The organism is Bradyrhizobium sp. LjRoot220, assembly GCF_964252915.1.
GTDB lineage: Bacteria > Pseudomonadota > Alphaproteobacteria > Rhizobiales > Xanthobacteraceae > Bradyrhizobium.
The window spans coordinates 163,984-182,206 of record NZ_CAXUPS020000001.1; the positions used below are offsets into that span (position 1 = coordinate 163,984).

Sequence of the window (18,223 nt, forward strand, 5' to 3'; positions counted from 1 at the left end):
GCTCAGGAGCATCGGCTTCATCGTGGCCTCACGTCCTTCTTTCAAATGCAAATCCGGTGGTGATGGGTCCCTGCGTTCGCAGGGACGACGTGAGACGGGGGTACACCAGTGACAGCCGAGACCATTATCCAAAGCCTGGCGAGCGGCCTCCTGATGGGGCTGCTCTACGGGCTGATCGCGGTCGGCCTTGCGCTGATCTTCGGCCTGATGGACGTGGTGAATTTCGCCCATGGCGAATTCCTGATGATCGCGATGTACGCGTCGTTCTTCCTCTTCGCGTTCTTCGCGATCGATCCGCTGCTGGCGGCGCCGCTGGTTGCGGCGGCGTTGTTCGTCTTTGGCGCCGTGGTTTATCTTTTGATCGTACGCTTTGCGGTCCGGGCGAAGGCAAATGCCGGCATGGTGCAGATCTTCTCCACCTTTGGCCTGGCGATCGTGATGCGCGGCGTGGCGCAATTCTTCTTTACGCCGGACTACCGCAGCGTCACCCATTCATGGTTCGGCGGTAAAACCGTCTCGATCGGCGGCATCTTCCTGCCGCAGCCGCAACTGATCGGCGCGGCGGTGGCGATGCTGGCGTTCGGCGGGCTGTATTACTTCATCAACCGCACTGACTTCGGCCGCGCGCTCGAAGCGACGCGGGAGGACGCCGGCGCGGTGGCGCTGGTCGGCATCGACAAGAACCGCGTGTTCGCGCTGGGCTGGGGCCTCGGTGCGGCGCTGGTGGGCCTGGCCGGCGCCATCATGTCGATCTTTTTCTACATCTATCCCGACGTCGGCGCGTCGTTTGCGCTGATCGCCTATGTCACGGTGGCGCTCGGCGGCTTCGGCAGCGTGTTCGGCGCCTTTGCCGGCGGCATCATCGTCGGCCTGGTCGAAGCCTCCACCGCGCTTCTCCTGCCGCCGTCGCTGAAGTCGGTCGGCATCTATGCGGTCTATCTCCTGGTCGTGTTCGTGCGGCCGCGCGGCCTGTTCGGATCGATGTGATGGATACGGATTTCGCAAAACGCCGCCGCCGCGATCTGATCGTCGCATTGTGTCTCGCCGCCGTCGCCGCCGTGGTGCCGCTGTTCGTCAAGGACTCCTACGTCCAGAACATCATGGTGCTGACGCTGATGTGGGCGGCGCTGTCGCAGAGCTGGAACATTCTCTCCGGCTATTGCGGACAGATCTCGCTCGGTCACGCGCTCTATTTCGGGATTGGCGCCTATACCACGACGCTGCTGTTCACCAAGTTCGGCGTCCTGCCGTGGTTCGGCATGGTCGGCGGCGGCGTGATCTCCGCGGTCATTGCCATGGCACTCGGTTATCCCTGCTTCCGCCTGCGCGGGCATTACTTCGCGATCGCCACCATCGTCATTGCCGAGATCGGGCTCCTGCTGTTCCACAACTGGGATTGGGCGGGCGCGGCACTGGGCATCGAGATTCCCGTGCGCGGCGACAGCTGGCTCAAATTCCAGTTCGCGCGCAGCAAGCTGCCGTATTTCTACTTTGCGCTGGCGCTGGCCTGCGTCGCCTGGTTCGTTACCTGGTGGCTGGAGGATTCCAAATGGGGCTATTGGTGGCGCGCGGTGAAGGACAATCCGGACGCCGCTGAAAGCCTTGGTGTCGTCGTGTTCAATTCCAAGATGGGCGCTGCCGCGGTATCGGCGTTTCTGGTCGCGGTCGGCGGCAGCTTCTATGCGCAGTTCGTTTCCTATATCGATCCCGAGAGCATCATGGGCTTTCATATCTCGCTGCTGATGGCGCTCCCAGCGGTGCTCGGCGGCATCGGGACGCTATGGGGGCCGATGCTGGGGGCCGTCATCCTGATTCCGATCACGGAATTGACGCGGTCCTACGCCGGCGGTTCCGGCCGCGGCGTCGACCTGATCGTGTATGGCGGCCTGATCATCGCGATCTCGCTGGCGCGGCCGCAGGGGTTGGTCTCGCTGTTCGCGCCGAAGCGCAAGGAGGCGACGCGATGAGTACGCTCCTGCTGGAAACCCGCGGCGTCTGGCAGCGTTTTGGTGGCCTCGTCGCCAACAGCGACGTCTCGATCTCGGTCGGTCGCGGCGAAATTGTCGGCCTGATCGGGCCGAACGGCGCCGGTAAATCGACGCTGTTCAATCTGATCGCGGGCGTGCTGCCGCCGACCCAAGGCTCGATCTGGTTCGACGGTGAAGACGTCACCGCGCTGCCGGCGGCTGAGCGCTGCGTGCGCGGCATCGCCCGGACCTTTCAGGTCGTGAAAAGCTTCGAGACCATGACCGTGATCGACAACGTCATCGTCGGCGCGCTGATGCGAAACACGGTGATGCGCGTAGCGCGGGAGAAAGCCCATGAGGTGCTGGAGTTCTGCGGCCTTGCGGCGCGCGCCAATGTGCTCGCCAGCGATCTGGTGCCGTCGGAAAAGCGCCGCCTCGAGGTCGCGCGCGCGCTGGCAACCGAACCGAAACTGTTGCTGCTTGACGAATGCCTGACCGGTCTGACGCCGCTCGAGGCCCAGACCGGCGTCGAACTGGTGCGCAAGGTGCGCGACACCGGCGTTACCATTCTGATGGTCGAGCACGTCATGGAAATCGTGATGCCGCTGGTCGACCGCGCCATCGTGCTCGATCTCGGCAAGGTGCTGGTCGAGGGCAAGCCGAGCGACGTGGTTCGCGATCCGAAAGTCATCAGCGCCTATTTGGGGGACCGTCATGCTGTCGGTGCATGAAGTCACCACCGCCTATCAGGGGTTGGTCGCGATCTCGGCGGTCACGATCGAGGTCGCCACGGGCGAAATCGTCTGCGTCGCCGGCGCCAACGGGGCCGGCAAGTCGACGTTGCTGAAATCGATCGCCGGCGCCGAGCGGCCGCGTTCCGGCACCGTCACCTTCGACGGCGAGCGGATCGACGGCCTGGCGCAGCATGTCATCACCTCGCGCGGCATCGCCTATGTGCCGGAGAACCGCCGGCTGTTTCCGCGGCTCTCGGTGCGCGACAATTTGCGGCTCGGCAGCTATCTCTATCGCGGCAAAGCCGACCGCGAGGCGCCGCTGGAGCTGGTCTTCAAGCTGTTCCCGCGATTGTCGGAGCGTATGGATCAGCGCGCCGAAACGCTGTCCGGCGGCGAACAGCAGATGCTGGCGATCGGCCGCGCGCTGATGACGCGGCCGCGGCTGTTGATGCTCGACGAGCCCTCGCAGGGCATCATGCCGAAACTGGTCGATGAAATCTTCCAGGCGGTCAAACGCATCCGCGACACCGGCATGACCGTCTTGATTGTCGAGCAGCGAATGGCCGAGTGCCTGGAAATCGCCGACCGCGCCTACATCCTGCAAACCGGCCGCGTGCTGATGCAGGGCAGCGCGGCGGAGATCCGGACCAATCCGGACGTAAGGAAGGCGTATTTGGGGCTGTGACTGCTAAGTTATCTCTGCGTACACCGCCGTCATCCTGAGGTGCGCGCCCTTGCGCGCCTCGAAGGATGAGCCGCAAGCACTCCCGTAACCCCATCCTTCGAGGCTCGCCGAAGACGGCGAGCACCTCAGGATGACGGCGGTGGGTGTGGCGGCTTCGCTTAGCTCGCAATGACGCGGAGTTGGCGTATCCGGATTTTCTCCGTCATGCCCGGGCTTGACCCGGGCATCCACGTCTTGCTTTCTCTTGACGACAACGAACGTGGATGGCCGGGACAAGCCCGGCCATGACGAGGAGAGGTCAGTTGTGCTCGTGCCCATGCTCCGGCAACACCAGCCCAAACACCCTGGTCAAATCCGCCACCTGTTCCGGCGACAGATACCGTGGGTTCAGCCCGCGCAGCAGCAGGTACAATTTCGCGGTCTCTTCCAGTTCCTCGATCGCGAACACCGCGGCTTCCAGCGTGTCGCCTGACACCACCGGGCCGTGATTGGCCAGCAGCACGGATGAATATCTCCCCGCCAATCCCTTGATCGCGTCCGCCACGGCGGGATCGCCGGGGCGATAGTACGGCACCAATGCGGTGTGACCGCATTTCATCAGGTAATAGGGCGTCATCGGCGGCAGTGCGGCGCGGGGATCGATTTCCGGCAGCATCGAGAGCGCCACCGAATGGGTCGAATGCAGGTGCACCACCGCGCGGGCCGCGTTGCGGGTTTGATAGAGCGCCGTGTGCAGCGGCACTTCCTTGGTCGGGGCGTCGCCCGAGAGCAGTTTGCCGTCGGCGCCGAGCCGCGACAGCCGGGCCGGATCCAGCGATCCGAGCGAGGCGTTGGTCGGGGTCACCAGCCAGCCACCATCGTCGAGTTTGACGCTGATATTGCCCGAGGAGCCTGGTGTCAGCCCGCGCTCGAACAGCGAACGGCCGAGGCGGCAGATTTCGTCGCGAATTCTGGTTTCGCTCATGGATAAAACCCTGTTCCTCCGGCCTTTTCTCACGCTTTGGCAGCGCGGCCAAGCCGTGATACCCAAGGGCAAAGCCGCAAGGGGCCAAGGCTCAGAGAAACCTTAGGGAACGTCACAATGCCAGAATCCGCCAAACCGCGCGTTGCCGTCATCGGGCTGGGCTCGATGGGTTTTGGCATGGCCACCTCGCTGCGCCGTGCCGGGTTTGACGTGACCGGCTGCGACGTCTCGGCGGAGTCGGTCGCGCGGTTCGTGGCCGATGGCGGCAGTGGCGCCAAAACCCCGGCGGAAGCCGCCAAGGCGGCCGATATCGTCGTCAGCGTCGTCGTCAACGCCGCGCAGACCGAAACCATCCTGTTCGGTGCGGATGGCGCCGCCGAAACCCTGGCCAAGGGCGCGGTATTCATTTCTTCCGCGACCATGGACCCCGATATCGCCCGGCGGCTCGCAAAGCAGCTGGAGGGGACGGGGCGGCTTTATCTGGATGCGCCGATCTCCGGCGGCGCGCAGCGCGCGGCGCAGGGCGAACTTACCATCCTGGCTTCGGGCAGTGAGGCGGCCTTTGCCAAGGCGCGGCCGGCGCTGGATGCGATGGCGGCCAAACTCTATGAGCTTGGCGATGCCGCGGGGCAGGGCGCCGCGTTCAAGATGATCAACCAGCTATTGGCCGGCGTGCACATCGCCGCGGCTTCGGAAGCGATCGCGTTTGCGGCCAAGCAGGGCCTCGACATCAAGAAGGTCTATGAGGTGATCACGGCCTCCGCCGGCAATTCCTGGATGTTCGAAAACCGCATCCCGCATGTGCTCGACGGCGACTATGCGCCGCGCAGCGCGGTCGAGATTTTCGTGAAAGACCTCGGCATCATCCAGGACATGGCGCGGACGGCGAAATTCCCGGTGCCGGTCGCGGCCGCGGCGCTGCAGATGTTCCTGATGACGGCGGCCTCCGGCATGGGTCGCGACGACGACGCCTCGGTGGCGCGGATGTATGCCCGCGTCACCGGCACGCATCTGCCGGGCGAGCCGAAGTAACCAAGCAGAAAGAGGACAGCCAATGCCCCGCTTTGCCGCCAATCTCACGATGATGTTCAACGAAGTCCCGTTCCTCGAGCGCTTCGACGCCGCCGCGAAAGCGGGCTTCACCGCGGTCGAGTTCCTGTTTCCCTATGAGCATCCAGCCGACGAAGTCGGCAAGCGGCTGAAGACCGCCGGCCTGACGCAGGCGCTGTTCAATCTGCCGCCGGGCGACTGGAATGCCGGCGAAAAGGGTTTTGCCGCGCTGCCGGAGCGCTTCGACGACCTGAAAGAGAGCCTGCAGACCGCGCTGCCCTATGCGCAGGCGACCGGCGTCAAGCGGCTGCATCTGATGGCGGGGATTGCCGACCGCGGCGACCGCAAGGCGGTGGAAGCGTTTTACAAGTCGGTGGCGTGGACAGCAGAATTCTTCACGCCCCATGGCCTCGACGTTGTGATCGAGCCGATCAATTCGCGCAACGTGCCCGGATACTTCCTGAACGACTTCCTGTTCGCGCGCGATCTCATCACGGAGCTGAAGATTCCGAACCTGAAACTGCAGTTCGACATCTACCACTGCCAGATCATCCATGGCGACGTGACCATGCGGCTGCGCGAGATGATGCCGATCATTGGCCACATCCAGATCGCCAGCATTCCCTCGCGCAACGAGCCCGACGGCGAGGAGCTGAATTATCCGTTCCTATTCGACGAACTCGACCGGCTCGGCTATGGCGGCTTTGTCGGCTGCGAATACAATCCGCGCGGCAAGACCACCGACGGTCTCGGCTGGTTCAAACCCTACGCCGGAGCAAAGCCGTGAAACTTTCTCTGGGCTGTATCGCCGACGATTACACCGGCGCCTCCGATCTCGCCAACACGCTGACGCGCTGCGGCCTGCGCACGGTGCAGACCATCGGCGTGCCCTCCGACGATCTCATGCTGCCGGAAGTCGATGCTGTCGTGGTGTCGCTGAAGAGCCGCTCGATCGAGGCGGGTTTGGCCGTGACGCGTTCGCGATCGGCGGAAAAATGGCTGCGCGGCCGTGGCGCCGATCATGTGTTGTTCAAGATCTGCTCGACCTTCGATTCCACCGACGCCGGGAATATCGGCCCTGTGATGGATGCGCTGCGCGCCGATTCCGGCGACGCCATCGTGCTGGTGACGCCGGCCTTTCCGGAAACCGGCCGCACGGTCTATCAAGGCAATCTGTTTGTCGGCGCCGTGCCGCTCAACGAAAGCCCGCTGAAGGACCACCCGCTCAATCCGATGCATGATTCCAATCTGGTGCGGGTGCTGGCGCGCCAGAGCCGAACCAGAGTCGGGCTGGTCGCCCTTGCAACGCTCGCGAGAGGTGAGGGCGCCGTGCGCGCGCGTCTCACCGATCTCGCAAGTCAGGGTATTGGCGCCGCCATCATCGACGCCGTGTTCGATCGCGATCTGGAAACCATCGGCCATGTCGCGCTGGACCATCGCTTGTCGGTCGGCGCCTCCGGCATCGGGCTGGGTCTTGCGCGGGCGCTGGTCGCTTCCGGCAAGGTTGGATCGGATGTGACAGCTGGGAATGCCGAGGCGCTAGTCGGCGGGCCGGCCGCGTGCCTCGCCGGCAGTTGCTCGCAGGCGACCTTGCTGCAGATCGCCAATGCCGAAAAGGCGATGCCGGTCTTGCATCTCGATCCCGACCGCGTCATCGCTGGTCCCGAAGAAGCCCGGCGCGCACTGGCGTGGGCCAAGGAACGAATCAGTGACGGCCCGCTTCTAATCGCGAGCAGCTCGACGCCGGATCAGGTCTCAGCCCTGCAATCCCGGCATGGCCGCGATGCAGCCGGACATGCCATCGAACAGGCGATGGCCGACATCGCCGACGGTCTGGTGCAATCCGGTGTGCGCCGGTTGGTGGTCGCAGGCGGCGAAACGTCAGGCGCTGTGGTCGATCGCCTGGGGATTCCCGGCTTCCTGGTTGGCGCGGAAATCGCTGCAGGCGTGCCGGTTCTGCGCGCGGTGGGAGCGAAAAACGGCGCGATGTTGCTGGCACTGAAGTCAGGCAATTTCGGCGGCGCCGAATTCTTTTCCGACGCGCTCAAGCTGATGCGCTGAAGCGTTCTACGCCATTCATTTGCGAGAGATTTCTGTCGCGTACCGTATTTTTACGGAACGGCGGATTCGCGCGACGTGAGAACGGCGACGCAGCGAAGAGCCCGGCTCTCCCCAAGGGAGCCCGGGCTTTTGCCTTCTGCAACTCTACAGCGAAATCCGGTCGGGCTACTCGGTAGTTCCACTGAGCCAAAATTAACCAGTCTTGTTTACAAGGGCATTGTTTTTGCGGCGCGCGCTGGGCGACTGGTGCGTTTTGGGGAAATTTTGGGGTTCGCTGACATGATCAAGCTCAATCGCATCGGGTATAAACTGGGCCTGGCCGGCGCGCTCGGCATCTTGCTGGCGGGCGGCATGGTGGCCAACCAGATGATGTCGGAACGGGCGATCGAGGCGGCGAACGACCGCGCCGACCGGTCGCAGCGAGTCATCGACGCCGCGATATCTGCCAATCTGAACGGACGCCAGATCGAACTTGCCGCGCGCAACATCAGGCTGGCGACGAAGGCCGCCGACGTCGAACGGAACGCAGCCGACCTCAACCGGCTCAAGGCCGCTGAATTCAAGGCGCTGGATGATGCGCAGGCGATTGCCGGGCTGCCGGATATCAAGCAGCGTCTGGAGAAAATCAAGTCGCTGATGACTTCCTACACGGCCGGCGTTGATGAGCTGGCGAAGACGCAGCTCAATCTCCTCGCGGTGATCGACAAGCGCTCGGCGATTTCGGCTGAATGGACCAAGGCGATCGAGACCCAATTGGCCTCGCCCGCGCTGGCCAAGCTCGACAACAAGCTCGAGATCGAAAAGCTGCTGCACATGGCCGACGCCAAGGTCAACACGTTGCGCGCCATGGTCTGGCGGCTGGGTGCCACCGGCGATGTCAGCCTGATCGCCCGGATTGCGAAGACCCAGGCCGCGCTCAAGGCCAACTTCAACCTGTTGCGGGGCGAGGCCGACGACCGCGATTTGCTGGTCGTGGTCTCCTCGCTGGATTCGATCGTCAAACGTTTCCTGGCCGCCAATGACGAAGCGGTCAAGCTCGAGGAATTGAAGGCGGATATTATCGCCAACCGCACCGTCAAGTTTGCCCAGGAGGCGGGCACACTGATGGACAGCCAGGTCGACCTGTCGCGAAAGAATTACGCCACATCGAAGGAAGAAGCTGCCGCCGAGACCGCGCGCGCCAGCCAGGTCAGCCTCGCCATGGGCGTCGTTGTGATCATCGCGCTGTTCGCATCGATGGTTTTTTCCTTCCTGGGAATCTCCCGTCCGATGACGCGTCTGAACGCTGCGCTGGGCGAGATGGCCGGCGGCAACCTCGACGTGGTGATTCCCGGCGCCAAGCGCGGCGACGAAATCGGCGACCTCGCCAAGACGGTCACGACCATCAGGGAGAATGCCGAGCAGAAGGCTCGCGACGAAGCCGAGGCCAAGATCAAGCAGGACCAGATCGCCGCCCGGCAGCGCAAGGACGACATGATCAAGCTCGCCGATACCTTCGAGACCGCGGTCGGCGAGATCGTCGAGACCGTGTCGTCGGCCTCGAGCGAATTGGAAGCCTCCGCCGGCACACTGACCTCGAACGCCGAGCGCGCCCAGGAGTTGACGACGATGGTGGCCGCAGCCTCCGAGGAAGCCTCCACCAACGTGCAGTCAGTGGCGTCAGCGACCGAGGAGCTGTCCTCCTCGGTCAACGAGATCAGCCGCCAGGTGCAGGAATCGGCACGGATGGCCAATGCGGCCGTCGACCAGGCCCGCACCACCAACGACCGGGTCAGCCAATTGTCGAAGGCGGCGAGCCGGATCGGCGACGTCGTCGAACTCATCAACACCATCGCCGAGCAGACCAATTTGCTGGCGCTCAACGCCACCATCGAGGCGGCGCGGGCCGGCGATGCCGGCCGTGGCTTCGCGGTCGTGGCGTCGGAAGTGAAGGCGCTGGCCGAGCAGACCTCCAAGGCCACCGGCGAGATCGGCCTGCAGATATCAGGCATCCAGGCCGCGACCCAGGACTCGGTGAACGCGATCAAGGAAATCAGCGGCACCATCGAAAAGCTGTCGGAGATTTCCTCTACCATCGCCGCGGCCGTGGAGGAACAGGGCGCCGCGACGCAGGAAATTTCACGCAACGTGCAGCAGGCCGCCCACGGCACCCAGCAGGTATCGTCGAACATCACCGACGTGCAGCGCGGCGCTTCCGAGACCGGCTCGGCTTCCACGCAGGTTCTCTCCGCCGCGCAATCGCTGTCGGGCGACAGCAACCGCCTCAAGCAAGAGGTCGGCAAGTTTCTGGATTCAGTGCGCGCGGCCTGACAGGGCGCGCATCGCTGGGATCAGTACGTGCGTTTTTCGGTAGCAGTACGCAATACGTGCCGTTTGGCCGACGTTTTGGTCCCCGGCGCGGCACCGATGGGTGCGACCAAATGACTCGGGTGTCCTACGGAGTGCGAAATTAACTACGAATGAGGCGCCCAGCGGTACTGTTTCAATGACGCCGCTCGAGACCTCAAAAATCGCAGGAGGCCCGCGCTGGCAGCGAATTTCGCTGCGCGGAGGTTGATCCGCCGGAATGTGGCAATGCACTCTTTCGGGGATCGAAGATGTCTTGGCTCAACAATTTCAAGATTGCCTACAAGGTCAGCCTCATCGTCGTGCTGATGGCTATGGTCACGCTTGGAACCGTCGCCTTCGCCACCTACCAGATGAGGGTCGCGGACGATGCCAATACGGATGTCGTGACGCGTATTGACAAATCCACCACCATGGCAGTCCGCGCCAGCCGCCGCGCCGAGAATTATGTCTCCGCTGCGTTTCAACTGGCGGCGGAAACCACCGATGCGGGCAACGTAAAATATCTCGCGCAAACCGTCGATAGCCGGAAGGCCTTTGAGACTCTCATGTCTACGGTCCTGAAGGATATGCCGGAGAAGACGGCCGTCATTCAGCCCACGATCGGCAATTTTGAGAAAGCCTTTGCGGCGTGCACACCCGGCATTCAGTATGCGGCGTCGACAAACACGCCAGATGAGAATCTGAAGGCGGCGGTGCGCCTCAAGGCCGAATGCGTTCCGTCGATCGAAGCTGCGATCGAGTCGCACGTGAAGCTGGTCGACGACCTCATGGCCAACGCCACCAGGGTTTCCGACGATCTGACCAGACAGGCCAATTCTGCGATCCGCCTGGTCTGGATCTCGGCAATTGCTGGTCTGCTGGTAGGTCTGGCCATCGCCCTCTGGATCGGCATCAAGGGGCTGGCCACGCCGATTGCTCGATTGAAGGCGACGATGGCGGCGTTTGCGCAAAACGACCTGAAGGCCGACGTCCCCGGTATCGAACGCCGCGACGAGCTGGGCGAAATGGCCCGCACCGTGGAAGTGTTCAAGAAAAATGCGCTCGAAGTCGAGCGTATGAGGGCCGACCAGCAGGCGGCCGAGCAGCGTCAGGCGCTGCAGCGCAAGGCCGACATGATCAGGCTGGCGAACGAATTCGAGGGCGCGGTTGGCGAGATTGTCGAAACCGTATCATCGGCTTCGACCGAACTGGAGGCGTCCGCCGGTACGCTGACCAGGACCGCCGAGCGGGCGCAGGAGGTTACCACGACTGTTGCGGCGGCTTCGGAAGAAGCCTCCACCAACGTGCAGTCGGTGGCGTCGGCGACCGAGGAGCTGTCGTCGTCGGTCAACGAGATCAGCCGCCAGGTACAGGAATCGGCGCGGATGGCCAATGAGGCGGTCGATCAGGCCCGCACCACCAACGACCGGGTTGGCGAATTGTCGAAAGCCGCGAGCCGCATCGGCGATGTCGTCGAACTCATCAACACCATTGCCGGTCAGACCAACCTGCTGGCGCTCAATGCCACCATCGAGGCCGCGCGCGCCGGCGAGGCCGGCCGCGGCTTCGCAGTCGTGGCGTCGGAAGTGAAGGCGCTGGCCGAACAGACCGCGAAAGCCACCGGCGAGATCGGCCAGCAGATCACCGGCATCCAGGCGGCGACCCAGGATTCGGTGAATGCGATCCGGGAGATTAGCGGCACCATCGAACGATTGTCGGAGATCGCATCGACGATTGCCTCTGCGGTCGAGGAACAGGGCGCCGCGACGCAGGAGATTTCGCGCAACGTGCAGCAGGCCGCCGAAGGCACCCATATGGTGTCGTCCAACATCACCGACGTGCAGCGCGGCGCCGGCGAGACCGGTTCGGCGTCCGCGCAAGTGCTCTCCGCGGCGCAATCGCTGTCCCGCGACAGCAACCGTCTCAAGCTCGAGGTCGGCAAGTTTCTCGATTCGGTGCGCGCGGCCTGATCAGGCCGGCTGACGCGGCTGCCAAGGGCAAGCCGACGACGGCGTCGAAAAAGCAGGATGTGAAGGGGTAGGGCGGGGGGCTTCCGTGCCTCGGACGCTTTCTTAACCTCGCCCCGCTTGCGGGGAGAGGTCGGCGCGCAGCGCCGGGTGAGGGGGTACAGGTCTCAACTCAGTCAGCGCTCGCGGAGAGAGCCCCTCACCCCAACCCTCTCCCCGCAAGCGCGGGGCGCGGGAGCAGAGAGAGTCACCCCACCCGCCACTCCAGCACGCCGTCGCCGGCCGTGACGATATCGCCGACCGAACCCACCGGCGTACGGTCCATGTTGCGCAAATGCGCCAGCGTCGCGCTGTCGCTCGCCGGCACCCGCGCCAGGGCGCGCGCATTATCCGCCGTGCGCATCATCACCACGCCGTGCTCGACATCGCCCTTGCCGCCATAGATCACGGTAAAGCTTTCAATCTTGCCCTTGCCTGAGGCCTCCGTGACGAACTCGGGCACGACGCCCTTGCGGCGGTCGGCTTCGGCCTGCACGCTGGTGTCCTGCGCCAGCGCCTCGCTCGGCGCTTGCCGCGACAGCACCAGGCCGTGATGCTTGGTGACAAAGCCGCCCTGGCCGTAGAGCAGGCCGAGCTTGCCGCCGCTGCGCAGTTTGCGCACCATCGCGCAGGCCGCATGCGTCATGTAGGTGTTGAGCGGCGCGCCGAAGAACGTGAGGCCGCCGGTGACGGTCGGCGTGACGTCGGGGCCGAGGCCGAGCGTCCGCCGCGCCATCTTCGGCACGCAGGGAAAGCAGCTGTATAGTTCGATCGCGTCGAACTTCTTGCCGTCACCCTCGGCGAGGTCCATCACGGCCTTCAGTACGACATTTTGCGGATGGCTCTCGAAGAACTGGTCGCGCACCAGATAGTCGCGCGGCTCTTCCGCCGACGCGCCGTCCCAAACGTAGATCAAGCGCTCCTCGGGCACGCCCGCGGCACGGGCCTTGGCCAGCGACGTCATCAGGATCGCGCCGCCCATGTTGACGGTCGGATTGGCCACCATCAGCTTGGTGTAGGGCCAGGCGATCAACCGGTTTTCCGGCGTCGGCGTCGTGATCTCGTCCGGCGTGAAGTTCTTCTTCAGCCACGAATTGGGATTCTCCGACGCCACGCGCGCATAGGTCGACCAGAGCTGTCCGGATTCCGCCAGCGCCTCGCGCGGCGTCTGGCCCCAATGGGCTGAGGTTGCGGATTCATACAGCGGATAGACCGTGATGGGGCGGAACACACCGAGCGTCACCGCCATCGGCTTCTGGAACGCCGCGCCGCGTTTGGGCTCCTCGACTTCATGGGCGAACGGCGTCCAGGGCAGCTCGATGCCGGCCCGCTGCGCCTTGGTGGCGGTCGACTGCGCCTCGGCGCCGCACACCGCCGCCACGCTGCATTCGCCGCGCGCGATGCGCTTGGCGGCCTCATGCAGGTAACGGATCGGGCTCTCGCCGCCGACCGGGCCGTAATAGCAATGCGCCGGCCTCGCGCCGAGCCGTTCGGCGAGCAGTTTTTCGGGGTCGCGGTAGCGCCAGCTCAGGAAATTCACCACGTCGAGCGAGCCGAGTTCGCCGAGCAGTTCTGCGCCGCTGTCGGCCTCCGCGCGCCTCAGCGCCTGCTCCAGCAGCGCGAGTGGCTCGAGCCCGGCGGCGATATCCGTCGGCCGGTCGACGATTTCGCCGACGCCGACGATGACGGGAATGCGGTCTTCAGGGAGGGATGTTGGCATTTCCTTGTTTCTCTTTCTCGCTACAACACGGACCTCATCCTGAGGAGCGGCGTCTTCGCCGCGTCTCGAAGGATGGGCCGCGGGCCTCATGGTTCTCCCGGCGATGCGTAGCATCGTCCGGAGACGGCGCAAGCGCGCCTCCTCACCATGAGGAGTAAATTCAATCCTCCATCAACGCATTCATATGCTCGACCGCATCGACAAAATCTTCCTTGAACTCCTGCACCACGGCGCCGGCGGATTTGACGCTGTCGATCAGGCCGACGCCCTGGCCGACGAAGTAACTCACGAGGTCGCGCGCCTGGGTGTTGCCGGCGGCCGCGGCGCGGTCGATCGAGTTGAAGGCGTCGCGGCTGATGATGCTTTGCAGCGGCATCGGCAGCGCGCCGGGGCTATCAGGCCCGCGGTCCCACGCATCCGTCCAGACCGAGCGCAACTGCCGCGCCGGCTTGCCGGTGCGGCCCCTGGATCGGATGGCGTCGCGCGAGGACGCCGCGATCATCTTCTCGCGAAAAATTTCGGTGGTCTCGGATTCGACCGTCGCCAGCCACACCGAACCGGTCCAGACACCCGCCGCGCCCATCGCCATGCAGGCCGCCATCTGGTGTCCGGTCATGATGCCGCCCGCCGCCAGCACCGGCACGTTGCGGATCGGCTTGATCGCCTTGATCACCTCGGGCACCAGCACCATGGTGGAGACCTCGCCGCAATGGCCGCCGGCCTCGGTGCCCTGGGCGACCAGGATGTCGACGCCGGCGGCGACCTGCCGCAGCGCGTGCTCCTTGGAGCCAATGAGGGCGGCGACCGGCACGTCGTGCTGGCGGCCCATCTCGATCATCGCCTTCGGCGGCACGCCGAGCGCGTTCGCGATCAGCTTGATCGGATGACGGAAGGAAACTTCGAGCACGTCCAGTGCGCGCTGCGCGTCGAACGGCTGCGGCTGGTTGTCGGCGACGTTGGTGGTTGTCAGTTCGATGCCGTATTTCTTCAGCAGCGAGCGGGTGAAGTCGCGATGTGCGGGCGAGATCCGCGCCTCCAGGCTTTTCCAGGTGACGTCCTTTTCGCCCGCGGTCGAGATGTTCTCGGGGATCAGCACGTCGAGCCCGTAAGGCTTGCCGTCGGCGTGATCGTCGATCCATTTCAGCTCCTGCTCGATGGACTCCGGCGAATGCGCGGTCGCGCCCAGCACGCCAAAGCCGCCGGCACGGCTGACGGCCGCCACCACGTCGCGGCAATGGCTGAACGCCAGCAGCGGAAATTCTATGCCCAGCATGTCGCAGATCGGGGATTTCATGGCCGTATCCGTTCCCTGTGGCGGTCTTTGCGCCACCTGTTGTTGTTTCTTATTTGTCTGTTGCCCGGACGCTAGCCCATCAAGGGCTGGGATGCCAAGCGTGTTAGCAACAAGCTCAACCTCATCCCCGCGCAACGGCTCTGCCGTTGTCGCTGGAGGAGCGGCGTCTTCGCCGCGTCTCGAAGGATGAATGCCCGGCCGTGGCCTCATGGCTCGAGACGCGCGAAGATGCGCTCCTCACCATGAGGGGCAGCGAACATTCCATGCCGCAAAATATGCAGCCCGATGCGGCTGATTTGCCGCTTGCGCTTTCGCCGCCTGAGGAGAATGCTGTCCAACAAATCAAGAATTCTCCAGGGAGTTTCCATGCCCGCATCGCCATCCACTTCGGTGAAAGCTTCCGAGACCTACGACGTCGTGGTGGTCGGCGCGGGTTTTGCCGGCATGTACATGCTGCACAAACTGCGCGGGCAGGGGTTTTCAGTGCGGGTCTATGAGCAGGGCGATGGCGTCGGCGGCACCTGGTACTGGAACCGTTATCCCGGCGCGCGCTGCGACGTCGAGAGCATGCAATATTCCTATTCGTTCTCCGAAGAGCTGCAGGAGGAATGGGACTGGAGCGAACGCTACGCACCGCAGCCGGAGATCTTGAAATACGCCAACCACGTCGCCGACCGTTTTGAACTCCGTCCCGACATCCAGTTCAACACAACAGTCGAACGCGCCGAATTCGACGAGCGCACCAACTTCTGGTCGGTCGCCACCTCCGACGGCAAGACCGTGACCGCGAAATTCGTGGTGCTCGCCACCGGCTGCCTGTCAAACGCACGGATGCCCGAGATCAGGGGTCTCGATCGTTTTGAGGGTAAGGTCTATCACACCGGTCATTGGCCGCATGAGACAGTCGATTTTACCGGCCAGCGCGTCGGCGTGATCGGCACGGGATCGTCGGGCATCCAGTCGGTGCCTGTGATCGCCGAGCAGGCGGGCCATCTCACGGTGTTTCAGCGCACTGCGAACTTTTCGATTCCGGCCCGTAACGCCATGCTGACCGAGGAAGAGCGGCAGGCGTTCCGCGAAAAGTATCCGGAAGTCAGGCAGTTCGCGCGCACGGAATCGCGCAACGGCATCTACACTGAAATTCCCGACCGCGGCGCGCTCGATGACGGCGACGACGAGCGGCGCGCCAACTACGAGGCGCGCTGGAACCGCGGCGGCCTCACCTTCATGTCGGTTTACAACAACCTCGTGCTGGACCAGACCGCCAACGACACCGCCGCCGATTTCGTCCGCGAGAAGGTCGCCGAGATCGTCAAGGATCCGGAGACAGCAAAGCTGCTGCAGCCCACCACCCATCCGATCGGCACCAAGCGCATCTGCATCGACACCGACTATTTTTCGACGTTCAACCGGCCGAACGTGACGCTGGTCGACATCAAGTCCAATCCGATCGAGGAGATCACCGCCAACGCGGTCCGCACCGGCGGGCGGGAATACGAAGTCGATGCATTGGTGCTCGCGACCGGCTTCGATGCCATGACCGGCTCGGTCGCCAGGATCGACATTCGCGGCCGCAGCGGCCAGACGCTGAACCAGAAATGGGCCGAAGGTCCGCGCACCTATCTCGGCCTCATGAGCGCCGGCTTCCCCAATCTCTTCGTCATCACCGGTCCCGGCAGCCCGTCGGTGCTGAGCAACATGATTGTCTCGATCGAACAGCATGTCGATTGGATCACCGACTGCGTGATCTATATGCGCGACCGCGGCCTCGACACCATGGAAGCCAAAAAGGACGCGGAGGACAATTGGGTCGCCCACGTCAACGAGGTCGCCGACACCACGCTGTTTCCGCAGGCCAATTCCTGGTACATGGGCGCTAACGTTCCCGGCAAGCCGCGGATCTTCATGCCCTATATCGGCGGCGTCGGACCGTACCGGCAGATCTGCGACGACGTCGCTGCGAAGGGTTATGAGGGGTTTGCGATGACGGGCGCGGAGCCAGCTCAGAAACGTGCTGCGTCATCCTGAGGTGCGCTCGGCGGCGCAATTGCGCCGCTGGCTTGCGCGCCTCGAAGGATGAGCCGCTTGCACTCTGCCAACCACCCTTCGAGGCTCGCTGACGCTCGCACCTCAGGGTGACGGTTGGAGTTTGACAAGTCACTGCGTAGGGTGGGCAAAGCGAAGCGGCCCACCATCTGCAGCGACACGTTAGGGTGGTGGGCACGGCGCAAGTGCGCCTTTGCCCACCCTACGAGCGCAACCGCCGGCCCAACACCTCAACGAACCGATCCGCATCGGCCTCGTCGTTATAAACATGCGGCGAGATGCGCATCCGTCCCAGGCGCGGCGCGACGTAGACGCCTTCGCTTGCCAGTCCTTCGATCAGGCCAGCCGGCATGCCGCCCTTGAAGGCGAGGCTCAATATGTGCGGCGCGCGCAAGCGGACATCCGGCACGCTGACGCCGATGCCGCGCACGCCTTCTGCAATCCGTTCCGTCAGCATCGCCAGACGCTGCACCACGGCCGATGCGCCCCATTCGGCCATCATCTCCATGCCGATGGACGCCATCTCCATCGAGATGAAATAGTCGCGCTCGCCCATGTCGAAGCGGCGTGCATCGGGCACGTAATCGAGATCGGTGAAATAGACCGCATTCTCGGCGCGCACGTCGCGGCGGCCGGCCGAAGTCTGTTCCAGCGGGATGCCGTTCTGATGGCGCTTGGCGACATAGAGAAACGCACGGCCGTAGGGCCCAAGCACCCATTTATAGGTCGGGAACAGCACGAAATCCGGATCGAGCCGCGTCACGTCCATCGCCAGCACGCCGACGGCCTGTGTCGCGTCGACAAGAAACGCCGCGCCCTGCTGCCGCAGCGCCGCGCCGACTTTATCGACATCGATCAGCCCGCCGTCGGACCAGTGCACCGAGGAGATCGAGGCGAGGCTCACCGGTGGTGCGCCTGACCGTTCGATCGCAGCGAGCACCGCCGACGTCCAGTCGCCGTCATCTGGCTGACCAACCGTCTCGACGACGAAACCCTGCGTCTCGGCCCGCGCGTGCCATTCGAGCACCGGGGAGGAGTGATCGCTTTCCAGCACGATCACGCGGGTGCCGCGCGGAATCGTCAAAAGCTTTGCCGCCGTCGCGACGCCGTAGCTGATCGAAGGCGTCAGTGCGATATCGGAAGGGTCGGCGTTGATCAGCCGCGCGGCGGCTATCCGCGCGCGTTCATTCTGCTGGCTGGCGAAGGAAGCCGGCAGCGTCCACGGCGTGCCCTTGCGGAGAACTGCTGCGCGGCCGGCCTCCAGGGTCCGGATCGGCAACGGGCTGTAGGACGCGGCATTGAGGTAGCAAACGTGAGGCGGGATCTCGAACAAGGCGCGTTGCGAGCCAAGCATGTGAATGATCTCAT

The 18,223-nt window shown here is 64.1% G+C and carries 14 protein-coding genes; 10 read left to right on the top strand and 4 right to left on the bottom strand.

The window, feature by feature from the left end; translation table 11 throughout:
* The first annotated feature begins 108 nt into the window (after positions 1–108).
* From ACSQ84_RS00740 to ACSQ84_RS00755, 4 genes are read left to right on the top strand one after another with little or no spacing between them, the layout of a single operon-like run.
* Positions 109–987 carry a branched-chain amino acid ABC transporter permease gene (locus ACSQ84_RS00740; RefSeq protein WP_192737284.1) on the top strand — a complete coding sequence of 293 codons (879 nt, stop codon included), beginning with the start codon at positions 109–111 and terminating at the stop codon, positions 985–987.
* Positions 987–1,967 (top strand): branched-chain amino acid ABC transporter permease, encoded by a 981-nt coding sequence (locus ACSQ84_RS00745; protein ID WP_436209736.1) that lies wholly within the window; start codon positions 987–989, stop codon positions 1,965–1,967. The genes ACSQ84_RS00740 and ACSQ84_RS00745 overlap by 1 nt, the downstream gene beginning before the upstream one ends.
* A complete protein-coding gene (locus ACSQ84_RS00750) occupies positions 1,964–2,698 on the top strand; it encodes an ABC transporter ATP-binding protein (RefSeq protein WP_436209737.1) in 735 nt (244 codons plus the stop codon). Before ACSQ84_RS00745 ends, ACSQ84_RS00750 begins: the two co-directional genes overlap by 4 nt.
* A complete protein-coding gene (locus ACSQ84_RS00755) occupies positions 2,682–3,386 on the top strand; it encodes an ABC transporter ATP-binding protein (RefSeq protein WP_436209738.1) in 705 nt (234 codons plus the stop codon). Before ACSQ84_RS00750 ends, ACSQ84_RS00755 begins: the two co-directional genes overlap by 17 nt.
* A gap of 298 nt (positions 3,387–3,684) precedes the next feature.
* Here the strand turns inward: ACSQ84_RS00755 and otnC are convergent, their stop codons facing one another.
* A complete protein-coding gene (gene otnC, locus ACSQ84_RS00760; RefSeq protein WP_436209739.1) occupies positions 3,685–4,350 on the bottom strand; it encodes a 3-oxo-tetronate 4-phosphate decarboxylase in 666 nt (221 codons plus the stop codon).
* Between the two features lie 117 nt (positions 4,351–4,467).
* On the opposite strand from otnC, the gene ltnD reads away from it, so the two are divergent.
* From ltnD to ACSQ84_RS00785, 5 genes are all read left to right on the top strand, one after another.
* Positions 4,468–5,382, top strand: coding sequence for an L-threonate dehydrogenase (gene ltnD / locus ACSQ84_RS00765; protein WP_436209740.1), 915 nt, complete (start codon positions 4,468–4,470; stop codon positions 5,380–5,382).
* Between the two features lie 22 nt (positions 5,383–5,404).
* Positions 5,405–6,187, top strand: coding sequence for a 2-oxo-tetronate isomerase (gene otnI, locus ACSQ84_RS00770; RefSeq protein ID WP_436209741.1), 783 nt, complete (start codon positions 5,405–5,407; stop codon positions 6,185–6,187).
* Entirely contained in the window at positions 6,184–7,461 is a 1,278-nt protein-coding gene (gene otnK / locus ACSQ84_RS00775) for a 3-oxo-tetronate kinase (protein WP_436209742.1), read from the top strand. The genes otnI and otnK overlap by 4 nt, the downstream gene beginning before the upstream one ends.
* 282 nt (positions 7,462–7,743) lie before the next feature.
* Positions 7,744–9,771 (top strand): methyl-accepting chemotaxis protein, encoded by a 2,028-nt coding sequence (locus ACSQ84_RS00780; RefSeq protein WP_436211134.1) that lies wholly within the window; start codon positions 7,744–7,746, stop codon positions 9,769–9,771.
* 287 nt (positions 9,772–10,058) lie between these two features.
* Positions 10,059–11,759, top strand: coding sequence for a methyl-accepting chemotaxis protein (locus ACSQ84_RS00785; protein WP_436209743.1), 1,701 nt, complete (start codon positions 10,059–10,061; stop codon positions 11,757–11,759).
* 244 nt (positions 11,760–12,003) lie between these two features.
* On the opposite strand, the gene ACSQ84_RS00790 is transcribed toward ACSQ84_RS00785, so the two are convergent.
* Positions 12,004–13,515: an acetyl-CoA acetyltransferase gene (locus tag ACSQ84_RS00790; RefSeq protein WP_436209744.1), complete on the bottom strand. Its 1,512-nt coding sequence runs from the start codon at positions 13,513–13,515 to the stop codon at positions 12,004–12,006.
* A 160-nt stretch (positions 13,516–13,675) separates the two neighbouring features.
* Positions 13,676–14,809: a nitronate monooxygenase gene (locus ACSQ84_RS00795; protein WP_436209745.1), complete on the bottom strand. Its 1,134-nt coding sequence runs from the start codon at positions 14,807–14,809 to the stop codon at positions 13,676–13,678.
* Between the two features lie 366 nt (positions 14,810–15,175).
* Between ACSQ84_RS00795 and ACSQ84_RS00800 the strand changes: the two genes are divergently transcribed.
* Positions 15,176–16,837: a flavin-containing monooxygenase gene (locus ACSQ84_RS00800; protein ID WP_436209746.1), complete on the top strand. Its 1,662-nt coding sequence runs from the start codon at positions 15,176–15,178 to the stop codon at positions 16,835–16,837.
* 220 nt (positions 16,838–17,057) lie between these two features.
* On the opposite strand, the gene ACSQ84_RS00805 is transcribed toward ACSQ84_RS00800, so the two are convergent.
* Positions 17,058–18,209 (bottom strand): aminotransferase class V-fold PLP-dependent enzyme, encoded by a 1,152-nt coding sequence (locus ACSQ84_RS00805; protein ID WP_436209747.1) that lies wholly within the window; start codon positions 18,207–18,209, stop codon positions 17,058–17,060.
* Positions 18,210–18,223 lie beyond the last annotated feature (14 nt).

Coding starts and splice junctions, on each gene's coding strand:
- ltnD (WP_436209740.1), top strand. CDS start 4,468: ATGCCAGAATCCGCCAAACCGCGCGTTGCCGTCATCGGGCTGGGCTCG.
- ACSQ84_RS00745 (WP_436209736.1), top strand. CDS start 987: ATGGATACGGATTTCGCAAAACGCCGCCGCCGCGATCTGATCGTCGCA.
- otnI (WP_436209741.1), top strand. CDS start 5,405: ATGCCCCGCTTTGCCGCCAATCTCACGATGATGTTCAACGAAGTCCCG.
- ACSQ84_RS00800 (WP_436209746.1), top strand. CDS start 15,176: ATGCCCGCATCGCCATCCACTTCGGTGAAAGCTTCCGAGACCTACGAC.
- ACSQ84_RS00750 (WP_436209737.1), top strand. CDS start 1,964: ATGAGTACGCTCCTGCTGGAAACCCGCGGCGTCTGGCAGCGTTTTGGT.
- ACSQ84_RS00795 (WP_436209745.1), bottom strand. CDS start 14,809: ATGAAATCCCCGATCTGCGACATGCTGGGCATAGAATTTCCGCTGCTG.
- otnC (WP_436209739.1), bottom strand. CDS start 4,350: ATGAGCGAAACCAGAATTCGCGACGAAATCTGCCGCCTCGGCCGTTCG.
- ACSQ84_RS00755 (WP_436209738.1), top strand. CDS start 2,682: ATGCTGTCGGTGCATGAAGTCACCACCGCCTATCAGGGGTTGGTCGCG.
- ACSQ84_RS00805 (WP_436209747.1), bottom strand. CDS start 18,209: ATGCTTGGCTCGCAACGCGCCTTGTTCGAGATCCCGCCTCACGTTTGC.
- ACSQ84_RS00790 (WP_436209744.1), bottom strand. CDS start 13,515: ATGCCAACATCCCTCCCTGAAGACCGCATTCCCGTCATCGTCGGCGTC.
- ACSQ84_RS00785 (WP_436209743.1), top strand. CDS start 10,059: ATGTCTTGGCTCAACAATTTCAAGATTGCCTACAAGGTCAGCCTCATC.